15 protein-coding genes and 1 pseudogene are annotated in these 24,707 nt (G+C 67.5%); 4 read left to right on the forward strand and 12 right to left on the reverse strand.

Annotation, left to right across the window (positions count from 1 at the left end; translation table 11 throughout):
• The first annotated feature begins 10 nt into the window (after positions 1–10).
• Positions 11–910 (forward strand): hypothetical protein, encoded by a 900-nt coding sequence (locus ABZ348_RS14540; protein ID WP_358932846.1) that lies wholly within the window; start codon positions 11–13, stop codon positions 908–910.
• Positions 910–1,302 (forward strand): NTP pyrophosphohydrolase, encoded by a 393-nt coding sequence (locus ABZ348_RS14545; protein WP_358932847.1) that lies wholly within the window; start codon positions 910–912, stop codon positions 1,300–1,302. Before ABZ348_RS14540 ends, ABZ348_RS14545 begins: the two co-directional genes overlap by 1 nt.
• Positions 1,303–1,330: 28 nt before the next feature.
• Here ABZ348_RS14545 and ABZ348_RS14550 read toward each other — a convergent pair whose 3' ends face one another.
• From ABZ348_RS14550 to ngcE, 6 genes are all read right to left on the reverse strand, one after another.
• Positions 1,331–2,902: an amino acid permease gene (locus ABZ348_RS14550; protein WP_358932849.1), complete on the reverse strand. Its 1,572-nt coding sequence runs from the start codon at positions 2,900–2,902 to the stop codon at positions 1,331–1,333.
• A 171-nt stretch (positions 2,903–3,073) separates the two neighbouring features.
• Positions 3,074–5,014 carry a 1-deoxy-D-xylulose-5-phosphate synthase gene (dxs, locus tag ABZ348_RS14555; protein WP_358932851.1) on the reverse strand — a complete coding sequence of 647 codons (1,941 nt, stop codon included), beginning with the start codon at positions 5,012–5,014 and terminating at the stop codon, positions 3,074–3,076.
• A gap of 519 nt (positions 5,015–5,533) precedes the next feature.
• Positions 5,534–6,721 (reverse strand): ROK family transcriptional regulator, encoded by a 1,188-nt coding sequence (locus ABZ348_RS14560; protein ID WP_358932853.1) that lies wholly within the window; start codon positions 6,719–6,721, stop codon positions 5,534–5,536.
• A 264-nt stretch (positions 6,722–6,985) separates the two neighbouring features.
• Positions 6,986–7,912 carry a carbohydrate ABC transporter permease gene (locus tag ABZ348_RS14565; RefSeq protein ID WP_358932855.1) on the reverse strand — a complete coding sequence of 309 codons (927 nt, stop codon included), beginning with the start codon at positions 7,910–7,912 and terminating at the stop codon, positions 6,986–6,988.
• Positions 7,913–7,923: 11 nt separating this feature from the next.
• Entirely contained in the window at positions 7,924–8,847 is a 924-nt protein-coding gene (locus tag ABZ348_RS14570; RefSeq protein WP_358932857.1) for a sugar ABC transporter permease, read from the reverse strand.
• A gap of 48 nt (positions 8,848–8,895) precedes the next feature.
• Positions 8,896–10,344: an N-acetylglucosamine/diacetylchitobiose ABC transporter substrate-binding protein gene (gene ngcE / locus ABZ348_RS14575; protein ID WP_358932859.1), complete on the reverse strand. Its 1,449-nt coding sequence runs from the start codon at positions 10,342–10,344 to the stop codon at positions 8,896–8,898.
• 1,404 nt (positions 10,345–11,748) lie between these two features.
• Here ngcE and ABZ348_RS14580 point away from each other — a divergent pair.
• Positions 11,749–12,675 (forward strand): DUF3152 domain-containing protein, encoded by a 927-nt coding sequence (locus ABZ348_RS14580; protein ID WP_358932861.1) that lies wholly within the window; start codon positions 11,749–11,751, stop codon positions 12,673–12,675.
• Between the two features lie 108 nt (positions 12,676–12,783).
• On the opposite strand, the gene acnA is transcribed toward ABZ348_RS14580, so the two are convergent.
• Entirely contained in the window at positions 12,784–15,498 is a 2,715-nt protein-coding gene (gene acnA / locus ABZ348_RS14585) for an aconitate hydratase AcnA (protein WP_358932862.1), read from the reverse strand.
• A gap of 774 nt (positions 15,499–16,272) precedes the next feature.
• Here acnA and ABZ348_RS14590 point away from each other — a divergent pair.
• Positions 16,273–17,802 carry a UDP-N-acetylglucosamine 1-carboxyvinyltransferase gene (locus tag ABZ348_RS14590; protein ID WP_358932864.1) on the forward strand — a complete coding sequence of 510 codons (1,530 nt, stop codon included), beginning with the start codon at positions 16,273–16,275 and terminating at the stop codon, positions 17,800–17,802.
• A 219-nt stretch (positions 17,803–18,021) separates the two neighbouring features.
• Here the strand turns inward: ABZ348_RS14590 and ABZ348_RS14595 are convergent, their stop codons facing one another.
• The 5 genes and pseudogenes from ABZ348_RS14595 to ABZ348_RS14615 form a co-directional block, all read right to left on the reverse strand.
• Entirely contained in the window at positions 18,022–18,771 is a 750-nt protein-coding gene (locus ABZ348_RS14595; protein WP_358932866.1) for a tectonin domain-containing protein, read from the reverse strand.
• Between the two features lie 321 nt (positions 18,772–19,092).
• Positions 19,093–19,965 (reverse strand): geranyl diphosphate 2-C-methyltransferase, encoded by an 873-nt coding sequence (locus ABZ348_RS14600; RefSeq protein ID WP_358932980.1) that lies wholly within the window; start codon positions 19,963–19,965, stop codon positions 19,093–19,095.
• A 21-nt stretch (positions 19,966–19,986) separates the two neighbouring features.
• Positions 19,987–21,048: pseudogene (locus tag ABZ348_RS14605) on the reverse strand (family 2 encapsulin nanocompartment cargo protein terpene cyclase); the annotation flags it as partial.
• 315 nt (positions 21,049–21,363) lie between these two features.
• On the reverse strand, positions 21,364–22,773 hold the full coding sequence (locus ABZ348_RS14610) for a family 2B encapsulin nanocompartment shell protein (protein ID WP_358932868.1): 1,410 nt from the start codon (positions 22,771–22,773) through the stop codon (positions 21,364–21,366).
• Between the two features lie 299 nt (positions 22,774–23,072).
• Positions 23,073–24,623 (reverse strand): MFS transporter, encoded by a 1,551-nt coding sequence (locus ABZ348_RS14615; RefSeq protein ID WP_358932870.1) that lies wholly within the window; start codon positions 24,621–24,623, stop codon positions 23,073–23,075.
• Positions 24,624–24,707 lie beyond the last annotated feature (84 nt).

Below are 24,707 nucleotides of genomic sequence, written 5' to 3' on the forward strand. Positions count from 1 at the left end.
CGCAATCACCATGACTCTTGTGCTAAAGGAACGCTCCCAACGAGACGCATCCCAGGGGGAGAAGGACGACCGCGGCCGGGCAACAGCCGTAGACGAGGACCTCGTGCAACGGATCGGGCGGTACACCGCCGGTTTCGCCGAGGAGCGCGGCTATCAACCGCCCACACGGGCCGACCGCAAGACCGCCGCCGAGGGTGTCGGGCTCTTCATCGACGGTCAACCCGAGCGGGCGAAGCAGCGCCTGGCCAGCATCGGGTTCGAGGTGCGCACGGTCTCCGACAAGGTCACCGGACGGTCCTTCGCCGAGATCGCCGACCGCAAGGAGAACTCGTCGAAGGCACGCGGCTGGGGTCGGGTCTATCTGGCGCTCGACGGGCCGATCCGATGGTCGATCCAGGTCCCCCACCCCGTTGCCGACAAGAACACCGAACGGCTCGGGGCCCAGGTGCTCCGCGGCTCACCGGGCGGCGCACTGGTGATTGCTGGTGCGCATCGCAAAGCCGGTAAGGACGACGAGGCCGACGTTGCGCATCGCACGGACACGGTCTTCGACACCGTCTGCGACGAACTCACCGAACGCGGGCTGCCCGGGGTGCAGGTCCACGGCTTCGCCGACGATTCCGTACCCGATCATGATGTCGTGGCCTCCACCGGCAAGGGCAAGGCGGCCCTGGCCGAGGGCCGCGTCCTCGCCGACGCCCTCAAGGCACGCGGGTTCGCGGTGTGCCGGGGCTGGGTGCGCGACTGCCCCCTGGAAGGCCGCACCAATGTGCAGGGACGCAAAGCCGCGGCCGATGGCATCCCCTTCCTCCACGTCGAGTTCAGCAATCGACTGCGCACCAACGAGCGGCGCACCGACCGCGCGGTCGCGGCCGTGAACACCGTGACCGCCACCTGGGCCGGGCGCTGATGGCGGACGGCCCGACGACCCTGCTGATCGTGGACGGGGCCAATGTGGTCGGGTCGGTCCCCGACGGCTGGTGGCGGGATCGGCGTGCGGCGGCGAGGCGGCTACGGGACCGACTGGCCGCCTCGGCGCCGAACGGCTTCCCCGGGATCCACGGTGACCTGGAGGTCGTGCTCGTGGTGGAAGGTGCGGCGCGCGGGGTGCAATCGGTCCCCGGGGTGACGGTCAGCGAGGCCGGGGGCAGTGGGGATGATCACATCGTCCAGCTCGCCGCCGAGGCCCGCGACCGCCCCTGTGTGGTGGTGACGGCGGATCGCGGGCTGCGACTACGGGTGACGCAGATGGGCGCCCAGACCGTGGGCCCGCGGACGGTGTATGGTCCCGCGGCGGGTTAGGCCACGTGCCCAGGGCCTCGCTTCCGTACTACGACCCCTCCTTGCTGCCGGACGTGCCGGACGTGCCGGACGTGCCGGACGTGGCAGATGTACCCGACGTGCTGCGGTGGGGCGCGAGTCGGCTGTGGCGTCGGCCGTACCAGAAGTAGACGAGCACCCCCAACAACATCCAGATGCCAAAGCGCAGCCAGGTCTCGGTGGGCAGGTTCAGCATCAACCAGACAGAGGCGGCGACCGAGGCGATCGGCAGCCAGGGCACGAGCGGGGTGCGGAAGGCGCGCGGTAGGTCGGGGCGGGTGCGGCGCAGGATCACCACGCCGACCGCGACCACCACGAAGGCGAAGAGGGTGCCGATGTTCACCAGCGTCGCCAGTTCCTCGATGCTGGTGAAGCCCGCGATGATCGCGATCACGACACCGAGGAGTACGGTCGCCCGGTAGGGCGTCCTGAACCGCGGGTGCACCCGGGAGAAGAACCGCGGCAGCAGTCCGTCGCGGCTCATCGCGAAGAACACCCGGGTCTGGCCGAGCAGCAGGATCATGCAGACGGTCGTCAGGCCGACCGCGGCGCCGAAGCTGATGACCCCCGCGTACCAGGGGTGTCCGGTGGCCTTGAACGCATCGGCGAGGGGCGCGTCGATGGACAGTTCGGTGTAGTGCTGCATCCCGGTGACGACGATGGACACGGCGACGTACAGCGCCGTGCAGATGAACAGCGAACCCAGGATGCCGCGCGGCATGTCCCGCTGCGGGAGCTTGGTCTCCTCGGCCGCCGTCGCCACGACGTCGAAGCCGATGAAGGCGAAGAACACCACCGAGGCGGCGGTGAAGATGCCGAGGACGCCGAAATTGGTCGGGGCGTACCCGAACATCACTTGGATCAGAGGCTCTTGGAGCCCGGACTGTCCCTCGGACTTGACCGCCGGCGGAATGAACGGGCTGTAGTTCGACGCCTTGACGAAGAAGGCTCCGGCGATGATGACGATCAGGACGACCGCCACCTTGATGGCGACGACCACCGAGGTCACCCGGGCGGAGAGCTTCATCCCGAGGACCAGGACACCGGTGAGGACGAGGACCAGGAGGAACGCCAACAGGTCGAAGGCGAACCCGTACTCGTGGTTCGTCCCCGAGAGGGCGTCGGGCAGGTGCCACCCCACGTTGTCCATGAGCGAGCGAACGTAGCCGGACCAGCCGACGGCCACCACCGCCGTACCGAGGGCGAACTCCAACACCAGGTCCCAGCCGATGATCCAGGCCGGCAGCTCCCCCAGGGAGGCGAAGGCGAAGGTGTACGCCGACCCCGCGACGGGGACCGTGGAGGCGAACTCCGCGTAGCACAGGGCGGCCAGACCGCAGACGACACCGGCCACGGCGAAGGCGATCGCGGTCGCAGGTCCCGCGTTCTCCTTGGCCACCGCCCCGGTGAGGACGAAGATGCCGGTGCCGATGATGACACCGACTCCGAAGACGGTGAGGTCCAGCGCCGACAGCGATCTGCTGAGCGCGTGCTCCGGCTCCTCCGTATCGCGGATGGACTGCTCGATGCTCTTGGTTCGAAAGACACCCGTTCGGCCTGTGGGGTCTGTGTGTGTGCTCACCGCGCACCTCCACGCTCGTCGTCCCGTCATGATCGGGACGGTCGATGGCCCTCGGGCGGCCCTTCGGGTGGGGTTCACGCGAATGGGCCGGAAGGACCACCCATCCAGGGTGACCCTCCCGGCCCGATTCATGCCTCACACGCTCGCTCCGTTGCAGGAGCGCGAGACGTGTCAGTCGCGCACCGGCTCCACCGCCTCGCCGGCCGTGGTGGACTCATCGGCGAACCGTCCGTCCAACTTGGCGACGAGCCCGGTGACCTGACGTGCGATGTCGGGAGCGGTGAGACCGATCTCCGTCATCACCTCGTTGCGGGTGGCGTGGTCGAGGAACCTCGGCGGAATGCCGAAGTCACGCAGGGGGACGTCGACGCCCGCGTCCCGCAGGGACTGCGCCACCGCGGAACCCACACCGCCGACACGGATGTTGTCCTCGACGGTGACGACCACCCGGTGGCGCTCGGCGAGCGGTGCCAACGCCTCGTCCACCGGCTTGACCCAACGCGGGTCGACCACGGTGGTGGAGATGCCCTGCTTGTCCAGGAGGTCGGCAATCTCCAGACACATCGGCGCCAGCGCGCCGACGGAGACCAACAGGACGTCCGGCCGCTCGGCGGTGTCCGTGCCCGCGTGGCGCAGTACGTCCATCCCGCCGATGCGCCCCACGGCCTTGACCGCGGGGCCGACCGCGCCCTTGGAGAAGCGGACCACGGTCGGTGCGTCGTCGACGGCGACGGCCTCGCGGAGTTGGGCCCGGACCTGGTCGGCGTCACGGGGCGCGGCGAGCCGCAGACCCGGGACGATCTGGAGGATCGACATGTCCCACATGCCGTTGTGGGAGGCACCGTCGGTGCCGGTCACACCCGCGCGGTCCAGTACGAAGGTGACCCCGCACTTGTGCAGTGCCACGTCCATCAGCACCTGGTCGAAGGCACGGTTGAGGAAGGTGGCGTACACGGCGAAGACCGGGTGGACCCCGCCGGTCGCCAAGCCCGCAGCGGAGACCGCGCCGTGCTGTTCGGCGATGCCGACGTCATAGACGCGGTCCGGGAACGCCTTGGCGAACTTGTCCAGGCCGACGGGCTGGAGCATGGCGGCGGTGATCGCCACGATGTCCTCGCGCTCCTGCCCGAGCTTGACCATCTCCTCGCCGAAGACGGACGTCCAGTCGAGACCGGAGCTGGCGATGGGCAGACCGGTGTCGGGGTGGATCTTGCCCACGGCGTGGAAGCGGTCCGCTTCGTCCTGGAGGGCGGGCTGATAGCCGCGGCCCTTCTCCGTGAGGCAGTGCACGATCACCGGGCCGCCGAAGCGCTTGGCGCGGGCGAGCGCCGACTCCAACGCCTCGATGTCATGGCCGTCGATCGGGCCGACGTACTTCAGGCCGAGGTCCTCGAACATGCCCTGCGGGGCGATGAAGTCCTTGAGGCCCTTCTTCGCGCCGTGCAACGTCTCGTAGAGCGGTTTGCCGACGACGGGGGTGCGACCCAGGATGTCCTTGCCGCGGGCGAGGAACCGCTCGTACCCGTCGGTGGTGCGCAAGGTGGCCAGATGGTTGGCGAGACCGCCGATGGTCGGAGCGTACGAGCGCTCGTTGTCGTTGACCACGATGACGAGCGGGCGGTCCTTGGCCGCGGCGATGTTGTTCAGCGCCTCCCAGGCCATGCCGCCGGTGAGCGCGCCGTCACCGATGACGGCGACGACGTGGTCGTCCCGCCGGAGCACCTCGTTGGCCTTGGCGAGGCCGTCGGCCCAGCCGAGGACCGTGGACGCATGTGAGTTCTCGATGATGTCGTGGTCGGACTCGGCGCGGGCCGGGTAACCCGAGAGGCCGCCCTTCATCTTGAGCCGCGAGAAGTCATGACGGCCGGTGAGCAGTTTGTGCACATAGCTCTGGTGCCCGGTGTCCCAGAGGACCTTGTCCTTCGGGGAGTCGAAGACCCGGTGGAGGGCGATGGTCAGCTCGACCACGCCGAGGTTGGGACCTAGGTGGCCTCCGGTCTTGGAAACGGCGTCCACGAGGAAGGTCCGGATCTCTTCGGCCAGCTGATCCAGCTGCTCCGGGTTGAGTCGGTCCAGATCGCGCGGTCCCTTGATACGGGTAAGCAGTGCCACCCGTGCCTCCTTGCGTATTGAGCTGGTCGAGCGTTGCGTATCGAACCGGCCGGGAGTGCCGATTTGACCGAGTCTAATGTTCCGCGACCGGCGTTGGTCATCGGGCGGTGGGTTCTGCCTCACGCCAATGGCGGATACCCACTCCGGTCCGTGACAATGCGGGCCGCCTCGCCCCGGGGCGAGCGGTGCGGGAGATCGGGATGTACGGACGCGGCGCGGTGCCACCGACCCACGCCCCTCGTGCGAGTCCACGCATCGACGGGCCCTGCGGTTCCCGGCATCCGGGGACGTGTGAGGTGTCCCACCCGTCGGATCCAAGCGGGCCCGTCATGGGACCGGCCATCGGTCAGGGGGCGGTCAAGGGATCCGGAACTCCTGCCTCCGACATCAAGGCTTCAACACTCAACGCAATGACAACGCTGCCATGAGTTTCTCCTCCGAACACGTGCATTCGGGCGGGTCCGCTGTGAGCCCACACCGAAACGGTTGCGGTGGGGCTCGAAGGAAAGGGGCAGGGACTCAGCGGAAGGCGGGGGTCCGCCCCTCGTCCAGAAGGTCGGCGTCACCCAGTTCACCGAGCACCAGGGCGAGCGCACCGAGCACCTCGGCCCGGGCGCCGAGTGCGCCGGACACCACCGTGAGCTGTCGGGCGGCACTGGGGAGCGCATAGCGGGCGACCGACTCCCGGATCGGCGCCAGGACGAGCTCTCCCGCCGCGGCCATGGGGCCGCCCAGCACCATCAGGGCGGGGTTGAGCAGATTGCACAGGCCCGCCACCCCGCTGCCGATGTGACGGCCCGCATCGGCGAGGACCCGACGACAGCCGAGATCACCGTCGAGGGCCAGTCGGACCACCTCCTCCATGGTGAGATCCGGCCCGTGGCTCGGCGTGAGCAGGGACAGCACCGGGCGCTCGGCGGCGAAGGTCTCCAGGCAGCCACGGTTGCCGCAGCGACAGACGGGCCCCGACTCGTCCAACGTGATGTGCCCGATCTCGCCAGCCGTCCCACCGGGCCCGCGGTAGACCCTGCCCTCCATCACCAGCCCCGCACCGATGCCGCCGCCCACCTTGACGTACGCCAGGTCCCGCACGCCGCGACCGCCCCAGACCAGTTCGCCCAGCGCACCGAGGTTGGCGTCGTTGTCGGTGTGGACGGGGACACCGAGCCGCTCGGCGAGGGCCGTGCCCGGGTCCGTGCCGCTCCAGCCCGGGAGCATCGAGGTGGGGCCGAGGACCCCGGACCGCGCGTCGACGGGAGCCGGGACGGCCAGCCCCACCCCCAGCAGCTTCTGCCGGCCCACTTCCGTGGTGGCGGCGAGACGGTCGACCAGTTCCTCGGCCCGGGCCACGCCCTCGGTGACGGAGACGTCCGGGGGCAGCGGCTGCGACTCCTCGGCGAGGACCTGGTGGGCGAGGTTGGCGACCGAGGCCCGCAGCCGGTCATGGCCGAAGTCCAGACCCACGACGATGCCGGCATCCGCCCTCAGCGAGATGCTGCGCGCCCGTCGACCGCCCGCAGAGGTGGGCGTGACCTCGATCGTTCCGCCGTCCTTGAGCTCGCGGACGATGTTGGAGACCGTGGCCGCCGACAGACCGGTGCTGCGTGCGATCTCGGCCTGGGTGAGGGACCCCGCCATCCGGACCGCGCGTACGACGCGTTCGCGGTTGGCCCGGTGCAAGGAGGTCTGCGATCCCGGAGTCTGCATCGGTCCGTCCACTCCTGCCCGCCGGGCGCCCCGATCGTGCCGTGCATCGGCGAGGCCCTGCGGAGCGTCCTTCTTGTCTCCACCTTCTGAAGGCCAACCTCACTGCCGGGGGATCGTTCCGTCAAGCCCGCGGGGACCAGGAGACGGCGAAGACCCCCGCCGTGGGCGGGGGTCTTCGCTCGGTCGGTCGTGTCCGTGCCCGCGTGTTCGGGGTACGAGGCGCTCGATGCGCGGAGGGTCAGGGCCGCGCGGAGAACCGGAGGGCTACTTGATCGCGCCCGCCGTCAGACCCGACTGCACCTGGCGCTGGAAGATCGTGTAGACCACGAGCACCGGCAGCATGGCGATCATCATGCCCGCCATCAGGGCGCCCCAGTCGTTCTCGTACCCCTGCTGGAGGGCGATCATCGCCAGGCCCTGGGTGAGGACGTACTTGTCCTCCTCCTGATTGAGGACCATCGGCAGCAGGTACTGGTTCCACTGCCCCAGGAAGTTGAAGATGCCGATGCTGATCAGTCCGGGCTTGGCCATCGGGAGCATGACCTGGAAGAACGTCCTCGTGTGCGAAGCACCGTCGATCATCGCCGCCTCTGCCACCGAGGCGGGCAGGGTGCGGAAGAAGGACGTCATGAAGAAGACGGTGAACGGCAGCGAGTAGGCGATGTAGACCAGGATCAGTCCGTGGTACGACGCCAGGAGCGAGGTGCCGGGGAAGTCCCGCATCACGAAGAAGAGCGGGATCACCAGCATGAAGACGGGGAAGGACATTCCGGCGACGAACAGGTAGTAGATGAACCTGTTGCCCGGGAAGGTGAAGCGCGCCAGCACATAGGCGGCCATGGAGCCGAGCACCATCGTGCCGACGACCGAGCCGCCCACCACGATGCTGGTGTTGATGAAGTACTGGCCCATGTTCGCGTCGTCCCACGCGTTGGACCAGTTCTCCCAGCGCAGGGAGGTGGGCAGGCCCCAGGGGTCGGACAGGATCCCGTTGCTGTCCTTGAACGCGCTCCACAGCACCCAGAGCAGTGGCACGCCGACCATCAGCCCCCAGACGATGAGGATGCCGTGCGAGAAGACGTTCAGCACCCCGCCCTCGGTGGTGCGGTTGTCCTTCGGGCCGGGGGCCTTGGCGGGCGGATCGGGCGTGATCTCCCGCTTCGCCACCACATCGATTTCTTCGGTCGTCATCCGCTGTACCCCTAGTACTCAATCCGCTCACGCCGCGCGAGGCGCATGGTGAGCAGTGCGAACGTCATCGTGACAATGAGCATCGCGATTCCCATCGCGGACGCATATCCGAACTGGCTGTCGCGGAAGGCCGTCTGGTAGAGCCTCAGCGGCATGACGTCCGTGGCCCCGTCGGGGCCGCCCATGTTGACCGACATGATCTGGACCAGGGCGAAGGCGTCCAGGGCGATGATGCCCATGTACACCCAGCCGGTCTGCACCGTGTCCCACAGCAGCGGGAGGGTGATCTTGAAGAAGGTGTGGAACCGGTTGGCGCCGTCCAACAGCGCCGCCTCGTAGATGTCCCGCGGGACGGAGGCCATGGCCGCGGAGAACAGCACCACGTAGAAGCCGACGTGACCCCAGACCATGACGGCGCTGATGCACCAGAGCGCAAGGCTCTTCTCGCCGAGCCAGGCGTTCTGGAGGCCGTCCAACCCGACCGCGCCCAGCAGCGAGTTGAGCATTCCGTCGTTCGGGTCGGGGTTGTAGATGTTGAACCAGATCACGGCGACGATGGTGATCGAGATGACCTGGGGGAAGAAGAAGACGAACTTGTAGACCTTGGAGCCGGTCACACCGGTGACGACTTCGTTCTTCTTCCGCTTGCCGCCGACGTTGAGCATGAAGGCGAAGAAGAGTCCCATGCCCAGGGTGATCACCGGGACCAGCGCCAACATGTAGACGTTGTGGCGCAGGGCGTTCCAGAAGTCGTCGCTTTCCCAGAGCCGCTCGAAGTTGTCCAGACCCACGAACTTGGAGGAGCCCACCAGGCCCGACCAGTCCGTCAGCGAGATCTGGAACGCCTGGATGAACGGTGAGATCACGAAGATCCCGTAGATGATCAAAGGTAGGGCCAGGAAGCCCACGATGAATCGGTATTTGCCGTGTTGCATGTGCTTCCCGGCCCTTCCCCTCTTTCGATGGACTACGTCCGTGTCAGGTCAGCTGGTGCGCTTGAACTTCGTGACGGAGGAGTCCTTGGCGACCTTGTCCGCCTCCGCCTGGGTCTTCTTGATCCAGTCCGCGGCCTTCAGGTCTCCGGTGAGCAGCTGGCCGGTCAAGCCGCCGATCTTCTCGTCGGTGAGAGCCGGGTACCACTCCTGGAGCTGAAGACTGATCAGGTTGGCGCCGGCCGCCTTCACGGCCTTGCTGGCAGAGGCAAGACCAGGAGAGAGCGTCATGCCCTCGGTGGCGTCCTGCACACACGTCAGGGACTTCACCTTGGTGGCGAAGTTCTGCGCGTGCTTCTTGGAGAGCATGATGCGAAGGAGCTCCATGCCGCCAGTGGGGTTCTTGCCCTTGGCCGAAACGATGTACGGCTCGCTGGGCTCACCGCGCAGGGTCGCGGTGGGCATCTTGTCGCCCGTCCCGTCGAAGAGGGCGCCGACCGACATCCCGAAGTCCTTCGGGGTGGTGGGGGCGGCCTCGTTCTCGACCCAGGAGCCGTTGGGGATGAAGACGGCCTTGTTCTTGGTCCAGGCCGTCTGGGACTGGATGTGGGTCAGGCCCTGGCTGCCCTCCAGGAAGTACTTCTTGGCCGCGAGCTCCTCGTAGTGCTCGGCGACCTGCTTGACCGCGTCGTTGTTGGTCCAGGCGTTGGGCTCCAGGTTGTCGATCGCGATCCAGGCGTCCATGCCCCCGATCTTGGCGATCTGACCGAACAGGTTGAAGTGGACGTAGTAGGGGAACTTGCCCGCGTACGTCCACGGCGCGATGCCGGCCTTCTTGATCTCGCCGCAGAGGGTGACCATCTCGTCGAGGGTCTTGGGGTAGGTCCAGCCCTTGTCGTCCAGCAGCTTCTGGGAGTACCAGGTGCCGTAGATGGTGAAGGCGTAGTAGAGCACGTCGAACTTGTCGCCGTGCATCCCCTTCTCCAGGGTGCTCGGGTGGATGACGTCCCGGATCTTCTTGGTCGGGTCGTCCATCGAGGGCGCGTCGAGCAGCGCCTTCAGGTCCTGGAGCTGGCCCTGGCCGGACAGCTTGTTCATGTCGAGGTGGTCGGCGCCGGAGTTGTCGATGACGTCCGGCGGGTTGCCACCGGCGAAGCGCGGGGTGAGCTTCGGGCCGACCTGCTGGGTACCGGTGTGCTTGACCTCGGCCTTGTACTTCGTCTTGTAGTCGGCCTCGGCGTCCTTGGCGTACTGGTCGCCCAGGCCGCCCTTGAAGATGAACGCCTCCAGGGGGGCGCCGTTCTTCACGCCGAGCGGGTTCTCGGCCGAGGTCTCGCCCTTGGGCGCGTCGGTCTTCTTGTCGTTGTCGCCGCCACCACCGGTGGCACAGGCGGAGAGGAAGCCCATCGTGGGAACAGTGATCAGGCCCAGCGCTGCTGAACGCTTGATCACGTCTCGACGGCCGAGGCCCCCATTGTTGTGGGCGGAAGTGGATCCCATGCTCAAGTCCTCGCCTTCATCAGGACTCAGGCGGTGAACCGGTCGCCCGTCCGTGTCGCCTCAGGCGAAGGGCCCCGTTACCGCAGTCAGTTGCTGTGCTTTCCCGAAGGAAAATCAGTGAAGCTCGGGTCGTGCACGATCACAGGTGAGATCGGATCGCGGCAGCAGTGAATAGGCACACTGCTGGCCGGCCCCGTCCCCCCTGACCCGTCAGTGTGTGCGACAGCTGGGCGGGTGCCGATAGGTATAGTCCACTTCACGTCAACGGAGCAAGATCGAAAGCAAGGTTGGTCGGCAGTCTTTCCCGAGTTGAGACCTCGGGGATATCTGACACGCGTGAGCGGCCATTCGAGCACAGCATTCTTCGCGGACCCCCATATTCCGACTGCGACACCGCAGGGACAGGCTTGACATCGCGCAACGCTCAACCCTCTGGCACCGCCCTGTTCCACAATGGACAACGTTGTCTGATCCAACGCCCACCTGGGCGGGCCAAGATTCATTTGATGGCCGAAGCCTGCCGCCCATGGGGCGAGCGGGCGGTCGCGAGGCATGACCAGAGGGGCAATACCCGCCGGTAATGGGGAACTGGGCAGGCGTGATGGCGCTTTCTTCGGGCGCAACGCCGACTCCCGAGATCATCCGGCACGGCAACATTCCACCCCGTTCCAGGTCGATCACCATCCGCTACCCGACGAGCAATGTCCCAATCCCCGGCAGGGCGCACGGAAGCACCATTCGGGGGCAGATGACCCGCTTCCCACGGGGAATTCCGGGCGATATCGACTCATGCACGGAAGGGCCCCGACTCGATGGCGCGTACATGTTATTGAGTCAATGGATCAGACCGATGAAGAATCAAGGCGACATGCGACGATGGCAATCAATTGATCCATATGGTCGAATTTCACTGGTTCGCAATGGTCAGGACAGACATCAGCTGACATAGCCGGCCAACCCTTCGCCGAGGAAGCGTCGAACAAGCCCCGAAGCGACTCCTCGGTCCGGGCGAACGCACTCCCCGCCCGAGACCGCCCAGGCCCGCCCAGGCCCGCCCAAGTACGGCCCGAGACCGGCCCGAGACCGGCCCGAGACCGGTCGAGGTTCGAGAACGCCCAGGCAGCAGGGCCGGAGTTCGACACGAGGGCCGGCCCGATCCCGGACGGGCGAACCGGGAGGGCGCCGACCAACCGGGCCGTCCGACAACGACGTTGGGGGCTGACCACAGGGCGAAGGGCAGGAGACCACTGCACCCGCCCTCGATTTGCCACCTTCCGATCTACCTTGTTGCGGTATCGAACGTGCCCTTGGTCACAACATGGCATCGGGAGGTGACCTAACCGGGCTCCAGACCCTCAAGCCCTATGAGTGCCCCCGTCCCCGGCCCCGAGGTGGATACGACTCATGTCACCAACCCGGTTCGCTTCCCCGCGGAACCGCCGGCGCCCCGCTTCCGGCCGGCGCACGGGCCGGGCCGATGGGACTGGTGGGCCGGGGCGCGGCCGACACCCGCCCGAACGCCGCACCCGGCCCTTCACCGGACCGGTCCTGGCCGGGCTGGCCACCGTGATGGGTACCGGAGCCCTGGTGTGGGGAGCCGCCACGGTGTTGTTCGACCCGTCGGACCCGTCCGCCGACAGCAGTGGCAAGGGCCCTCCGACCGGGACCGATCGCCCTCCGCGCCCCACGGCCGCACCGCTCGCCCCCACCGCGTCCGCTCCGAAGGCCCGCGCCTCCCCCACACCTTCACGTCCGGCGACCTACCGGGAGCAGGGCTCCGGCACCTACACCTGGGCCAAGGGCACCGGCTCTCGCGCCGGCAACGGGGGTCGCCTCATCCGGTACGGAGTGAGTCTGGAGGGCGGCACCAGCCTGAACGTGGACGCGATCGCCGCCGAGGTCGACGGGATCCTGCGGGACCCCCGCGGCTGGACCGGCAAGGGCGAGGCGTCCTTCCAGCGGGTCGACTCACCGCCGTACGACATGTTGGTGCACGTGGCGTCGCCCGCGACCACGGACAAGCTCTGCGGGGCCTGGGGGCTGAACACGCGGGGCCAGGTGAACTGCGCCAACCGCCCCGATCTCGTGGTGAACGTGCGGCGGTGGATAGAGCTCAGCGACCAGTATCCGAACCGGCCCGACGACTACCACGCCCTGATCATCAATCACGAGGTCGGCCATGTCCTCGGCCACGGTCATCGCACCTGTCCGGGAAGCGGTGAGCCGGCACCGGCGATGATGCAGCAGATCAAGGGATTGAAGGGGTGCCGGGCCAACCCCTGGGTGTACGACGGGGAAGGCCGGCTCATCGACGGACCGCCGGCCCCCTGAAGGCCGCGGAGCACTCCCTATATATAGGGGCCCAATCCATCGGGGCCGGGTACGGCGAAGAGCCGCACCCCGCAGTTCGCGAGATGCGGCTCTCAGCTGTGCCGTGGGTCAGCCGCGGATCAGGTTCCGCAGGACGTACTGCATGATGCCGCCGTTGCGGTAGTAGTCCGCCTCACCAGGGGTGTCGATGCGGACGACCGCGTCGAACTCCACACCGGTGTCGGTGGTCACCTTGACCGTGCGCGGGGTGACGCCGTTGTTCAGTTCGGTCACACCGGTGAAGGAGAAGGACTCCTCGCCGGTGAGGCCCAGCGCCTCGGCGGACGCGCCCTCCGGGTACTGGAGCGGCAGCACACCCATGCCGATCAGGTTCGAGCGGTGGATGCGCTCGTAGGACTCGGCGATGACGGCCTTCACACCGAGCAGTGCGGTGCCCTTGGCGGCCCAGTCGCGGGAGGAGCCGGAGCCGTACTCCTTGCCCGCGAGGATCACCAGCGGAATGCCCTGGTCGATGTAGTTGCGGGAGGCGTCGTAGATGAACGCCACCGGGCCGCCCTCTTGCGTGAAGTCGCGGGTGAAGCCGCCCTCGGTGCCGGGTGCGATCTGGTTGCGCAGCCGGATGTTGGCGAACGTACCGCGGATCATGACCTCGTGGTTGCCCCGGCGCGAGCCGTAGGAGTTGAAGTCACGACGCTCGACCTTGTGCTCGGTGAGGTACTTGCCGGCGGGGGTGTCCGCCTTGATCGCACCAGCCGGGGAGATGTGGTCGGTGGTGACCGAGTCACCGAGCTTCGCCAGCACCCGGGCGTCCGCGATGTCCTCGACCGGGGTGGTCTCCATCTGCATGCCCTCGAAGTAAGGGGGCTTGCGGACGTAGGTGGACTCGGCGTCCCACTCGAAGGTGTTGCCGGTCGGGATCGGCAGCGCCTGCCACTGGGCGTCACCCGCGAAGACGTCCTGGTAGGACTTGTTGAACATGTCCTCGCCGATGGCGTTGGCAACGACGTCGTTGACCTCGGCCTCGGACGGCCAGATGTCCTGGAGGTAGACCGGCTTGCCCTCGGTGTCGACACCGAGCGCCTCGCGGGTGATGTCCACCTTCATGGAACCCGCGATGGCGTACGCGACGACCAGCGGCGGGGACGCCAGGTAGTTCATCTTGACGTCCGGGTTGATCCGGCCCTCGAAGTTGCGGTTGCCGGAGAGCACCGAGGTCACGGCCAGGTCGTTCTCGTTGACCGCCTTGGAGACCTCCTCCGGCAGCGGACCCGAGTTGCCGATGCAGGTGGTGCAGCCGTAGCCGACGAGGTTGAAGCCGACCTTGTCCAGGTAGGGGGTGAGGCCCGCCTTGTCGAAGTAGTCGGTGACGACCTTGGACCCCGGGGCGAGCGTGGTCTTCACCCACGGCTTGCGGGTGAGGCCCTTCTCGACCGCCTTCTTGGCCACCAGGGCGGCGGCGACCATGACGTACGGGTTCGAGGTGTTGGTACACGAGGTGATCGCGGCGACGGTGACGGCGCCGTGGTCGATCTCGTACGTCGAACCGTCGGGGGCGGTGACGGTGGTCGGGCGAGTCGGTACGCCGTTCGCCGAAGCCGGAGCGTCGGACGCGGGGAAGGACTCCTTGCCCGCCTCCTCGTCGTCGTCCACGTAGTTGCGGACGTCCAGCGCGAACTGCTGGGAGGCGTTGGCGAGGACGATGCGGTCCTGCGGGCGCTTGGGGCCGGCGATGGAGGGGACGACCGTGGCGAGGTCGAGCTCCAGCTTCTCGGAGAAGTCGGGCTCGGCGGCCGGGTCGAGCCAGAGGCCCTGCTCCTTGGCGTACGCCTCGACGAGCGCGACCTGCTGCTCGGAGCGGCCGGTCAGACGCAGGTACTTCAGGGTCTCGCCGTCGATCGGGAACATGGCCGCGGTGGAGCCGAACTCCGGCGACATGTTGCCGATGGTGGCGCGGTTGGCGAGCGAGGTCGCGGCGACGCCCTCGCCGTAGAACTCGACGAACTTGCCGACGACGCCGTGCTTGCGCAGCATCTCGGTGATGGTGAGCACCAGGTCGGTGGCGGTCGTACCGGGGGTGAGCTCACCGGTCAGCTTGAAGCCGACGACGCGCGGGATGAGCATGGAGACCGGCTGGCCGAGCATCGCGGCCTCGGCCTCGATGCCGCCGACGCCCCAGCCGAGCACGCCGAGGCCGTTGACCATGGTCGTGTGCGAGTCGGTGCCCACGAGCGTGTCGGGGTACGCCTGGCCCTTGCGGACCATGACCGTCCGCGCGAGGTGCTCGATGTTCACCTGGTGGACGATGCCGGTGCCGGGGGGTACGACCTTGAACTCGTCGAAGGCGGTCTGGCCCCAGCGCAGGAACTGGTAGCGCTCGCGGTTGCGGCCGTACTCCAGCTCGACGTTCTGCGCGAACGCCTCGTTGGTGCCGAACTTGTCGGCGATGACGGAGTGATCGATGACCAGCTCGGCCGGGGCCAGCGGGTTGATCTTCGCCGGATCGCCGCCCAGCTCCTTGACGGCCTCACGCATGGTCGCGAGGTCCACGACGCACGGCACACCGGTGAAGTCCTGCATGATCACACGGGCCGGAGTGAACTGGATCTCCTGGCTTGGCTGCGCCTGGGAGTCCCAGCCGCCGAGCGCCCGAATGTGGTCGGCGGTGATGTTCGCGCCGTCCTCGGTGCGGAGCAGGTTCTCCAGCAGCACCTTCAGGCTGTACGGGAGGCGTGCGGAGCCCTCGACCTTGTCCAGCCTGAAGATCTCGTACGACTCGTCGCCCACGCGCAGTGTGCTGCGGGCGTCGAAGCTGTTCGCCGACACGACAGTCTCCTTCATCAATGTGCGCGTACTACGTCCATGCTGCCGCCACGGCTCCTCGCCGATCCGCTAAGGTAGGGCTTAGTTAGGTAACCCTTACCGAGTGGCGGCCCTTGGCACGTCTTCGGCAGATATCTCGATGTCGAGATAACTCTAGTACATCGGTGCGGCTCGGTCATGCCCGGGCGCCCGATGGGCGCGGTGTGCTGTATCACGCATACCCCGATGCAGCCCTCCGTCGCGCCCGGGAGCGCACCAACGCAAGAAGCGGCGCCACCTACGATCACACCAGGTCAGAGCAGATCCAGCACGGCGGCCACCCGTCCCGGCGGCGACGATTCACCATGGCGGGGGCCGAGACCCGCGCACCACGCTGCGACGGAGTCGACTTCCGACGACCATCGAACAGACCGACGGGACCACCGTCCGGGCCGCGGGGCACATCGCCCCCGCGCCCGATCCGAGCCCCATCGGCACACATCACGACCATCACCGTCCATCGTGATGATTGTCCGGATATGAGAGCCATTCAGCGACTTCACGGCAGAAGCCCACCCTGCCCGCCCCTCATGCCCTGGACTCCCCCGAGCCCAACACCGCCCGGCGAACTCTCGACAGGATCCCGAACACCGCCCCCAACACCCGAATGGACCCGCACCGCTTGACGCACGAGCCCTCCCGACGGACCGTCAAACTGCGAGCGGGGCTCGCCGCAAGCTCACCCGAACGCCACCCCCATCGTGCGCTTCATCTCATATCTGAGATAGCCTCCTCCTCATGGCAGACGACTACCTCGTACGTATCGGTAAGCTCATCCGTGACGCTCGGCAGCATCGCGGCTGGACACAGACTCAACTCGCCGATGCTCTCGGCACCAGCCAGAGCGCGGTTAACCGTATCGAGCGTGGCAACCAAAACATCAGCCTTGAGATGATCGCGCGCATCGGCGAGGCGCTGGACAGCGAAATCGTGTCCCTGGGTTACGCCGGCCCGATGCATCTGAGGGTCGTGGGCGGACGTCGTCTGTCCGGAGCGATCGACGTCAAGACGAGCAAGAACGCCTGTGTGGCACTGCTCTGTGGCTCCCTCCTCAACAAGGGCCGCACGGTGCTGCGCCGTGTGGCACGCATCGAAGAGGTCTTCCGTCTGCTGGAGGTCCTCAACTCCATCGGCGTGCGCACCCGCTGGATCAATGACGGCGTGGACCTGGAGATCGTGCCCCCGGCCCAACTGGACCTGGACGCCATCGACGCGGACGCCGCTCGTCGCACCCGCTCGATCATCATGTTCCTGGGACCGCTACTGCACCGGGTGGAGTCCTTCCGGCTGCCCTACGCGGGCGGGTGCGACCTCGGCACCCGCACCATCGAACCGCACATGATCGCGCTGCGTCGCTTCGGGCTCGACATCACGGCCACCGAGGGCCTCTACCACGCACAGGTCGAGCGGACGACCGTCCCCGACCGCCCGATCGTCCTGACCGAACGCGGCGACACCGTGACCGAGAACGCCCTGTTGGCGGCTGCCCGCCATGACGGGGTGACGGTGATCCGCAATGCGTCGTCCAACTACATGGTCCAGGACCTGTGCTTCTTCCTGGAGGCCCTCGGCGTACGCGTCGACGGCGTCGGCACGACGACGCTGACCGTGCACGGCGTGCCGACCATCGACGTCGATGTCGACTACTCGCCCTCCGAAGACCCGGTCGAGGCGATGAGCCTGCTGGCCGCTGCCGTCGTCACCGAATCCGAGCTCACCATCCGCCGGGTGCCGATCGAATTCCTGGAGATCGAACTCGCGGTACTGGAGGAGATGGGCCTCGACCACGACCGCTCCAGCGAGTACACGGCGGACAACGGCCGTACCCGGCTGGTGGATCTGACCGTGCGGCCGTCGAAGCTGGAAGCGCCGATCGACAAGATCCACCCCATGCCCTTCCCGGGCCTCAACATCGACAACGTCCCGTTCTTCGCCGCCATCGCCGCGGTCGCACAGGGCCAGACCCTCATCCACGACTGGGTCTACGACAACCGCGCCATCTACCTCACGGACCTCAATCGGCTCGGCGGTCGACTCCAACTCCTCGACCCCCACCGGGTCCTCGTGGAGGGCCCGACCCGCTGGCGCGCGGCCGAGATGATGTGCCCACCGGCACTGCGCCCCGCCGTGGTCGTCCTGCTGGCGATGATGGCCGCCGAAGGCACGTCCGTGCTGCGGAACGTGTACGTCATCAACCGGGGGTACGAGGAACTGGCGGAGCGGTTGAACTCGGTGGGAGCACAGATCGAGATCTTCCGGGACATCTGACACCACGCCGAAAAGCCGCCGCCGCACCCCATCTGAGCTGCTCATCAGCGAGTCAGACAGGGTGCTGCGGCGTGTGGTGCACCAGGTGAACTCGGTCAGCAGTCCGCCCGGTTGCGTGGGTGGATGGCGAGCCGTCCGGCGTCGCCGTGGCCGGGTCCCGTTCGCCGACCAGGGGGCCACGTCCCGTCCGCCTCAGAGGCGCTCATGAACGGTCGGGGATCAGCTCGGCTGGTCGCCGGTGTACCGGTAGATCTCGCCCCCGCTGTTGATGTGCCACACCGTGCCGTCGACGCCGGCGGCGATGTCGACGGCCGTGCCAGGGATCTTGATCCACGGATTGCCACCGCTGGCGTCGTTGTTGGTGTACCGATAGATGCTGCCGCCGGGGTCGACGCCCCACACGTTCGTCCGCGAGCCCACGGCGATGCGCTTCAGGCTGCCGTTGACGCTCTTCCACGGGTTCGCGACGTCCTGGTCCCCGGTGTACCGGAAGACCTGGTGGCCGGCGTTGACTCCCCACACGGTGCCGTCGGCGCCCGCGCCGATGTCGCTCAGCGCCCCGGGGATCTTGATCCACGGGTTGGCGTCGTGGTTCGTGTACCGGTAGATGGAGTCGGCGGAGTCCACACCCCACACGCTCGTCCGCGAGCCGGCGTCTATGCGGACCAGACTGCCGGAGATGCCCTTCCAGGGGCCGCCGTCCTGGTCCCCCGTGTACCGGTAGATCTGGTTGCCCGCGTTGACCCCCCACACGGTGCCGTCGGCAGCCGCGCCGATATCACTGAGTCCCCCCGGGATGTTGATCCACGGGTTGGCGTCGTAGTTGGTGTACCGGTAGATGGCACTGCCTGCGTTCACACCCCACACCGTCGTCCGGGACCCCGCCGAGATGGCAGTGAGAGTCCCTGCGACCTTCACCCAATCCGCCATGCCAAACACCCTTCCCCGAGCTGTTGTTGTCCCGGTCATCCTGGGTGAAAAGACAGGTCCGCAGAGGGGGCGAATGCTTGCCCTCCCGTACAAGAGCCTGAAAATCGATGTTTCGAGTGACATCGTGTTGTGGGTTGGGAGGGAGCGAGGGGCGCTGCCCCACGCGATTCGACTGGAAGTGTTGTCACCCGTACGAGGTCGTACGAGGGGTAGCCACGCGGGCCGTTTCGTGCTTCTCGCCGGATGTCCCCGTCGATGGGAGCATCCCCGTCGGCCGGGGTGGACGGGGACGTCCGCGACGGCTACCCCCGGGCGAACGGAGGGGCCGGACCCGATCGGGTCGGGTCCGGCCCCCGTGGATCAGACGCGGTCAGCGGCGATCAGCAGGTACTGGAAGGAGCCGTCCCGGTAGGAGTTGATGAACGCCTCCTCGATTCCGGTGACCAGCGACGACGTGGCCCTCAACTCCCAGTAGGGCAGGGTCGCCGCCGTCAGGTCGACGACGGCCTGGGGAACGAGACGGTTGTCGGCCATGGCGCGCAGATACTCACGACGGGAGTGGATGTTGCACTCGAAGTGCGCATTGATCTGCGAGACCCACTTGGACGGCTGCCCGTAGACGGGGTTCCAGCAGCCGGTGATGGTGACGTACCGCCCGCCACGGGCGAGGATCCGCGCGTGTTCGGCGAACAGGTCGTGCAGGTCGACGTACATGCTCGATTCGTTGTTCCAGGAGGCCGTGGCCTGCCCGGTGGCGAAGGGCATGTTCAGCATGTTGCAGACCTGGGCCCGTACGGACTTCTCGTAGTCGAGTTCACGGGCGCGCTCATTGGCGAAGTCGGCCTGCTTGGCCGAGAGCGTGACTCCTTCGACCTGGCAGCCGAAGCGCTGGTGGGCCATGACCATCGAGCCGCCCCGGCCACAGCCGGCGTCGACGAGTATGTCGTCCTGCTGGACCGGGCCGAGGTGGTCGAGGAGCACTTCGGTCTGGGCGGACTCCAGTCGGTGCAGTTCGGCGATCAGACGCTGTTCGTGGCCAAGTGCATCGGGGTCGCCGAGGGCTGCCCGGTCGACGTCGCCGATGCCGTAGTGGTGGTGGTAGAGGCCGTCGACGTCGCCGAGCCGCAGGTTGACGGGCCTGGCCTCGTGGTTCCAGTAGCGGGCGATGTCGCCCTGGTAGGGCGTTGCGGGTGCGGGGATGACGCTCTCACGGGGGGCGGTCAGTTCAGGCATGGTCACGGACGGTTTCCTTCCTCACCAGAAGTCCGGCAGGCTGTAGCGATAGGTGTTGTTCTGGTGCCAGTGGTGATTGCCGTCAACCCACACGGCGACGCCGCGCAGGAAGCGCACCAGGTCGGGCAGCGGGCAAGAGGCGGCCAGGGCGACCGACTCGGCCTCGAACTCGTGCATCAACTCGTTGTGGATCTCCACTGCCTTGAGGTAAGCGTCCTTGTTGGAGCACTTCTCTCGTTCGGCGATCACCACGGGCAGGTTCAGATGCCGGCCCGGGCTGTCCAGTTCCTTGGTGTACGAGTAGAGGTCGTTGACGATGGTGGTGGCGTTGGAGGCGAGTGCGATCACCCGCTGGAGAGCCGGCTGGGCGTGCAGGTCCGCCGGTAGTTCGTAGCCGCCGACCGTGTCGGTGATGGTGGGGCAGGGGCGGAAGTTGTTGAACTGGCGCATCGCCAGGTACTCCCACACCTCGGGGATATGATCGGTCTGGTCCCAGGCCGCCTCGGCGAGGTACCCGAGGTGCAACCGGGCCATGTCGTGCCGGAACCGGTCCGCCTGGGAGGGGGTGGCTGCCTTGAGGAAGTGCTCCATCGCGGAGTGGTACGCGCGTCGGGGGGCGTCCGCCCCGAGCGACCCCTCCCACGCCGGCGCGTACTCCCGTGCGGTGTGCAACGGGTCGAGGGCCGTGTGGGCCAGCAGCAGCCGCCCGCCGAGTCCGACCGGCGAGCCTCCGTGATCCTCGCAGTAGACGTCGTCGACGGCGTTCTCGGCGACCATCAGTCGGGCGGCGACCAGCACGTGGTCGGTGGTGGGGGCGTCCGGGTGACAGACCGTCATATAGCGCCCCACACCGAAGCCGTCGAATTCCTCCTCCCACTCAGGGGGGTAGAGCTCGACCTCGTCGATCGCCCATTCCTTGACCCGGCGGCCGACCTCGGCCGTCCGCACGGGATCGGGTTCCGGTACGGGATGGTGGTACAGGCCCGGAACGGGACGGCCGCCCCCGGGCGGTTCCGCGGTCCTCGTCGGGTAAAGCCCCGACGTGCCCAGACCGGTCGGGCCGCGCAGAATCCGGCTCAGGGCATCGGCACTCATGGTCGCAGCACTACTCCTCGCGTGAAGCGGTCTGTCCTTCGGGCCGCCGGCCTGCGGCGGGCGCTGCCACCGCAGGTCGGGCCGCCGCCAGTCCGGTGTAGGACATGGGGAACCGGCACCGCCGGGCTCCCCCTGCGGCGGCGCCCGGGGAGCCGACCGGCGGAGGCGGCCGTCCGGGCGGACTCGATCGAGTGGGCTCAGTCAGTACGCGCCAGTCCTCGACACGGACTGAGCAGGTACGGACTGAGTCGGTACGGACTGAGTCGGTACGGACTGAGTCGGTACGGACTGGTCGGTGCGGGCTCAGTCGGTACGGGCGATCTGGACGTTCTCCAGCACGCCGAGTGCATCGGGCACCAGGACGGCGGCGGAGAAGTAGGTGGTGACCAGGTAGGAGATGATCGCCTGCTCGTCGATGCCCATGAACCGCACCGAGACACCGGGCTCGTACTCGTCGGGAAGACCGGTCTGGTTGAGCCCGATCACGCCCTGGTTGTCCTCGCCCGTCCGCATCACCAGGATCGAGGTGGTGTTCTCCTTGCTGATCGGGATCTTGTTGCACGGCAGGATCGGCACCCCGCGCCAGGCGGGCACCTGCTGCCCCCCGACGTCGACGTGGTCGGGGTAGAGACCGCGGGCGTTGAACTGGCGGCCGATGGCGGCGATGGCCTTGGGGTGGGCGAAGAAGTACTTGGAACCGCGGCGGCGGCAGAGCAGTTCGTCGAGGTCGTCCGGGGTCGGCGGGCCGGAGTGGGGCTGGATCCGCTGGTTGAAGGCCGCGTTGTGGAGCAGCCCGAACTCGCGGTTGTTGACCAGCTCGTACTCCTGGCGCTCGCGCAGGGCCTCTACCGTGAGCCGTAGCTGCTGCTCGGTCTGGTTCATCGGCTTGTTGTAGAGGTCGGCGACGCGGGTGTGGACCTTCAGTACGGTCTGTGCGAGGGAGAGTTCGTACTCCCGGGGGTTGAGCTCGTAGTCCACGAAGGCGCCGGGGAGCTCGAACTCTCCGGTGTGGCCGGCGGACATGGCGATCTCCGCCTCGCCCCGCTGGTTCTGCCGTTGTGTCGACAGCCCGCGGAACTCCTGGAGATGTGCTTCCAGCGCCGGCGATCCGGCGACCACGGAAGCGAAGTCGGAGCGGGAGAGGGTGAGCAGGGTCCCGGAGGTCCTGGCCACGGCGGTGTACTCCCAGATGGCGTCCGGGTCGAGCAGTGCGTCCTGGCCGAACCGGTCGCCGTCCGCGACCACGCCGGTCACGTTCTCGTCGCCGTACGGGCCGGTGGAGATCTTCTCGATCCGGCCGTGGGCCACGAGATGAATGCTTTCGGCAGGGGAGCCCCGCTCGACCAGCACTTCGCCCTCGCGGAAGTCGCGCTGCACGCACCGACCCGCGATGGTGGTCAGCACCTCGTCGTCGTCGAGACCCCTGAGCAGTGCCAGTTCGCCGAGCTCGCGCGGAATGACCCGGACCTCGGCCCCGTCCTGAATGAACTCGATCCGGCCGTCGCCGACCGTGTAGGTCAGACGGCGGTTCACGCGGTAGGTGCCGCCGGAGACCTGCACCCAGGGGAGCGTCCTGAGCAGCCAGCGGGAGGTGATCTCCTGCATCTGCGGAACGGACTTGGTCGTGGTGGCGAGGTTGCGGGCCGCCGCGGTACTGAGGCTGCTCTGGGGACGCGGTTCTTCACGCGCTTCCTGGCTGGTCTCCACGGTCACGGGCAGGGCTCTCCTTCACAGAGGCGGTCATGGCGGCGCACGTCCGCTGCGAAGCGACGCGGCGAACGGTGGGTGCGGAAATGAGGTGAGGTGGGGTGGGGCGTCCCCGACCACCAGAACCGTAGGCGCAGCCTCCCCGCCCGGACCATCGAGAGGCATGATCACTCCCTCGATGCAGTGAACTTGTCCCATGAGACGTTTATCCCGTCGGTGGTCGTCACGCACCGGGTTCGAACAGGCGGAACGGTGTCGGCTCCCGGCCGCTCGGCACGGGTCCGGGCGCGGGAATGGACCGGCCCTCACCCACCGCCCGGGGTCATGCCGCCCTTCAACCGCTCCAGGTCGGACGCCCTGACCTGGATCACCAACAGGGCGATGACGGCGGCCACCGCGGTGAAGATCGCCGCCATGATGAAGGACGAGGAGATTCCGGAGGCCAGTACCTGGTTCGCCCAGGACGTCGGTAGTTCACCGGTCCGCTGGAAGGTCAGACGTTCGGCGGGGGTCGCCTGCCGGAGGAACTCGGGGATGACCTCATCGGCCTTGTTGCGGCTCGCGGTGCCGAACACCGTGACCAGGATCGACAGTCCCAGTGAGCCGCCGACCTGCTGCATCGCGTTCAGCAGCCCGGACGCGGCCCCGGACTCCTCACGGGACACCCCCGAGACGGCCATCAGCGTCAGGGAGACGAACTGCATGCCCATGCCGAGGCTGAAGACGAGCATCGGCCCCAGCACGCTGCCGAGGTAGGTGGAGTGCACATCGACCTGGGTCAACCAGCCCAGTCCCACCGCTGCCAGGATCGCGCCGGTCACCATGAAGGGCTTGGGCCCGTACTTCGGCAGGAGTTGTGAGGTCACGCCGGCTCCGACGGCGATCACGGCGCTCACGGGGAGGAAGGCGAGACCCGCCATCAGGGGGCTGAAGCCCAGGACGTCCTGGACGAAGAGGGTCAGGAAGAAGAACATGCCGAAGATCGCCGCAGCCAGGCTGAGCATGATCCCGTAGGTGCCGGCACGGTTGCGGTCGGCGAACATGTGCAGGGGTGTGATCGGTTGCCGCGAGCGCTTCTCCACCATGATGAACACGGCGAGGAGGACGACCGCCGCCACGAACGACCCGATGGTCAGGGCGTCGCGCCAACCTTCCTGTGCGGCGCGGATGAACCCGTACACCAGGGCGACCATGCCCAGGGTCGATGTGAGCGCGCCCGCCACGTCGAAGTGGCCCGAGTGGCGTTCGGACTCCCGGATGTAGCGGGGCGTCACCGTCAGGATGAGCAGGGCGATCGGTACGTTCACGAAGAACACCCAGCGCCAGTCCAGCCACTCCACGAGCATTCCGCCGGCCAGGAGTCCGATGGCGCCGCCGCCCGCGGAGACCGCGGCGAAGACACCGAAGGCCCGGTTCCGTTCAGGTCCCTCACGGAACGTCGTGGTGATGAGCGCGAGTGCCGTGGGAGAGGCGATCGCACCGCCGACTCCCTGGAGGGCTCGCGCGGCCAGCAGTTGCCAGGAGTTCTGGGAGAGACCACCGAGCAGGGAGGCCAGTGCGAAGAGCGCAACGCCGAACATGAAGACGCGCCGGCGGCCCAGGATGTCGCCCACCCGTCCGCCGAGCAGCAGGAGACCGCCGAAGGTGAGCGTGTAGGCGTTGACGACCCAGGCGAGGCTGGTCGTCGAGAAGTCCAGCGCGCTCTGGATGTGCGGGAGCGCGATGTTCACGATGGTGATGTCGAGGACCACCATCAGTTGACAGGAGGCGATGACGAGAAGGGCTATGCCCTGGCCGCCACCCTTCGCCGGGGCGGTGGCCGTGGAGGTGGTGGGTGCCGGTCGGGGGGTCGTCATGGCGCATCGTGCCCTCACGGGAGGGTGAGCGGACGGGACCGTCCGCCAATACACCCATCGACCGTAAGCCCGGTCCCCATCCCC

Origin of the sequence: Streptomyces sp. NPDC005963, assembly GCF_040638655.1 — a bacterium.
Taxonomy (GTDB): Bacteria; Actinomycetota; Actinomycetes; order Streptomycetales; family Streptomycetaceae; genus Streptomyces.

Coding starts and splice junctions, on each gene's coding strand:
- ABZ348_RS14570 (WP_358932857.1), bottom strand. CDS start 8,847: ATGCAACACGGCAAATACCGATTCATCGTGGGCTTCCTGGCCCTACCT.
- ABZ348_RS14580 (WP_358932861.1), top strand. CDS start 11,749: ATGTCACCAACCCGGTTCGCTTCCCCGCGGAACCGCCGGCGCCCCGCT.
- ABZ348_RS14590 (WP_358932864.1), top strand. CDS start 16,273: ATGGCAGACGACTACCTCGTACGTATCGGTAAGCTCATCCGTGACGCT.
- ABZ348_RS14615 (WP_358932870.1), bottom strand. CDS start 24,623: ATGACGACCCCCCGACCGGCACCCACCACCTCCACGGCCACCGCCCCG.
- ngcE (WP_358932859.1), bottom strand. CDS start 10,344: ATGGGATCCACTTCCGCCCACAACAATGGGGGCCTCGGCCGTCGAGAC.
- ABZ348_RS14545 (WP_358932847.1), top strand. CDS start 910: ATGGCGGACGGCCCGACGACCCTGCTGATCGTGGACGGGGCCAATGTG.
- ABZ348_RS14540 (WP_358932846.1), top strand. CDS start 11: ATGACTCTTGTGCTAAAGGAACGCTCCCAACGAGACGCATCCCAGGGG.
- ABZ348_RS14560 (WP_358932853.1), bottom strand. CDS start 6,721: ATGCAGACTCCGGGATCGCAGACCTCCTTGCACCGGGCCAACCGCGAA.
- ABZ348_RS14565 (WP_358932855.1), bottom strand. CDS start 7,912: ATGACGACCGAAGAAATCGATGTGGTGGCGAAGCGGGAGATCACGCCC.
- ABZ348_RS14595 (WP_358932866.1), bottom strand. CDS start 18,771: ATGACCGGGACAACAACAGCTCGGGGAAGGGTGTTTGGCATGGCGGAT.
- ABZ348_RS14600 (WP_358932980.1), bottom strand. CDS start 19,965: ATGCCTGAACTGACCGCCCCCCGTGAGAGCGTCATCCCCGCACCCGCA.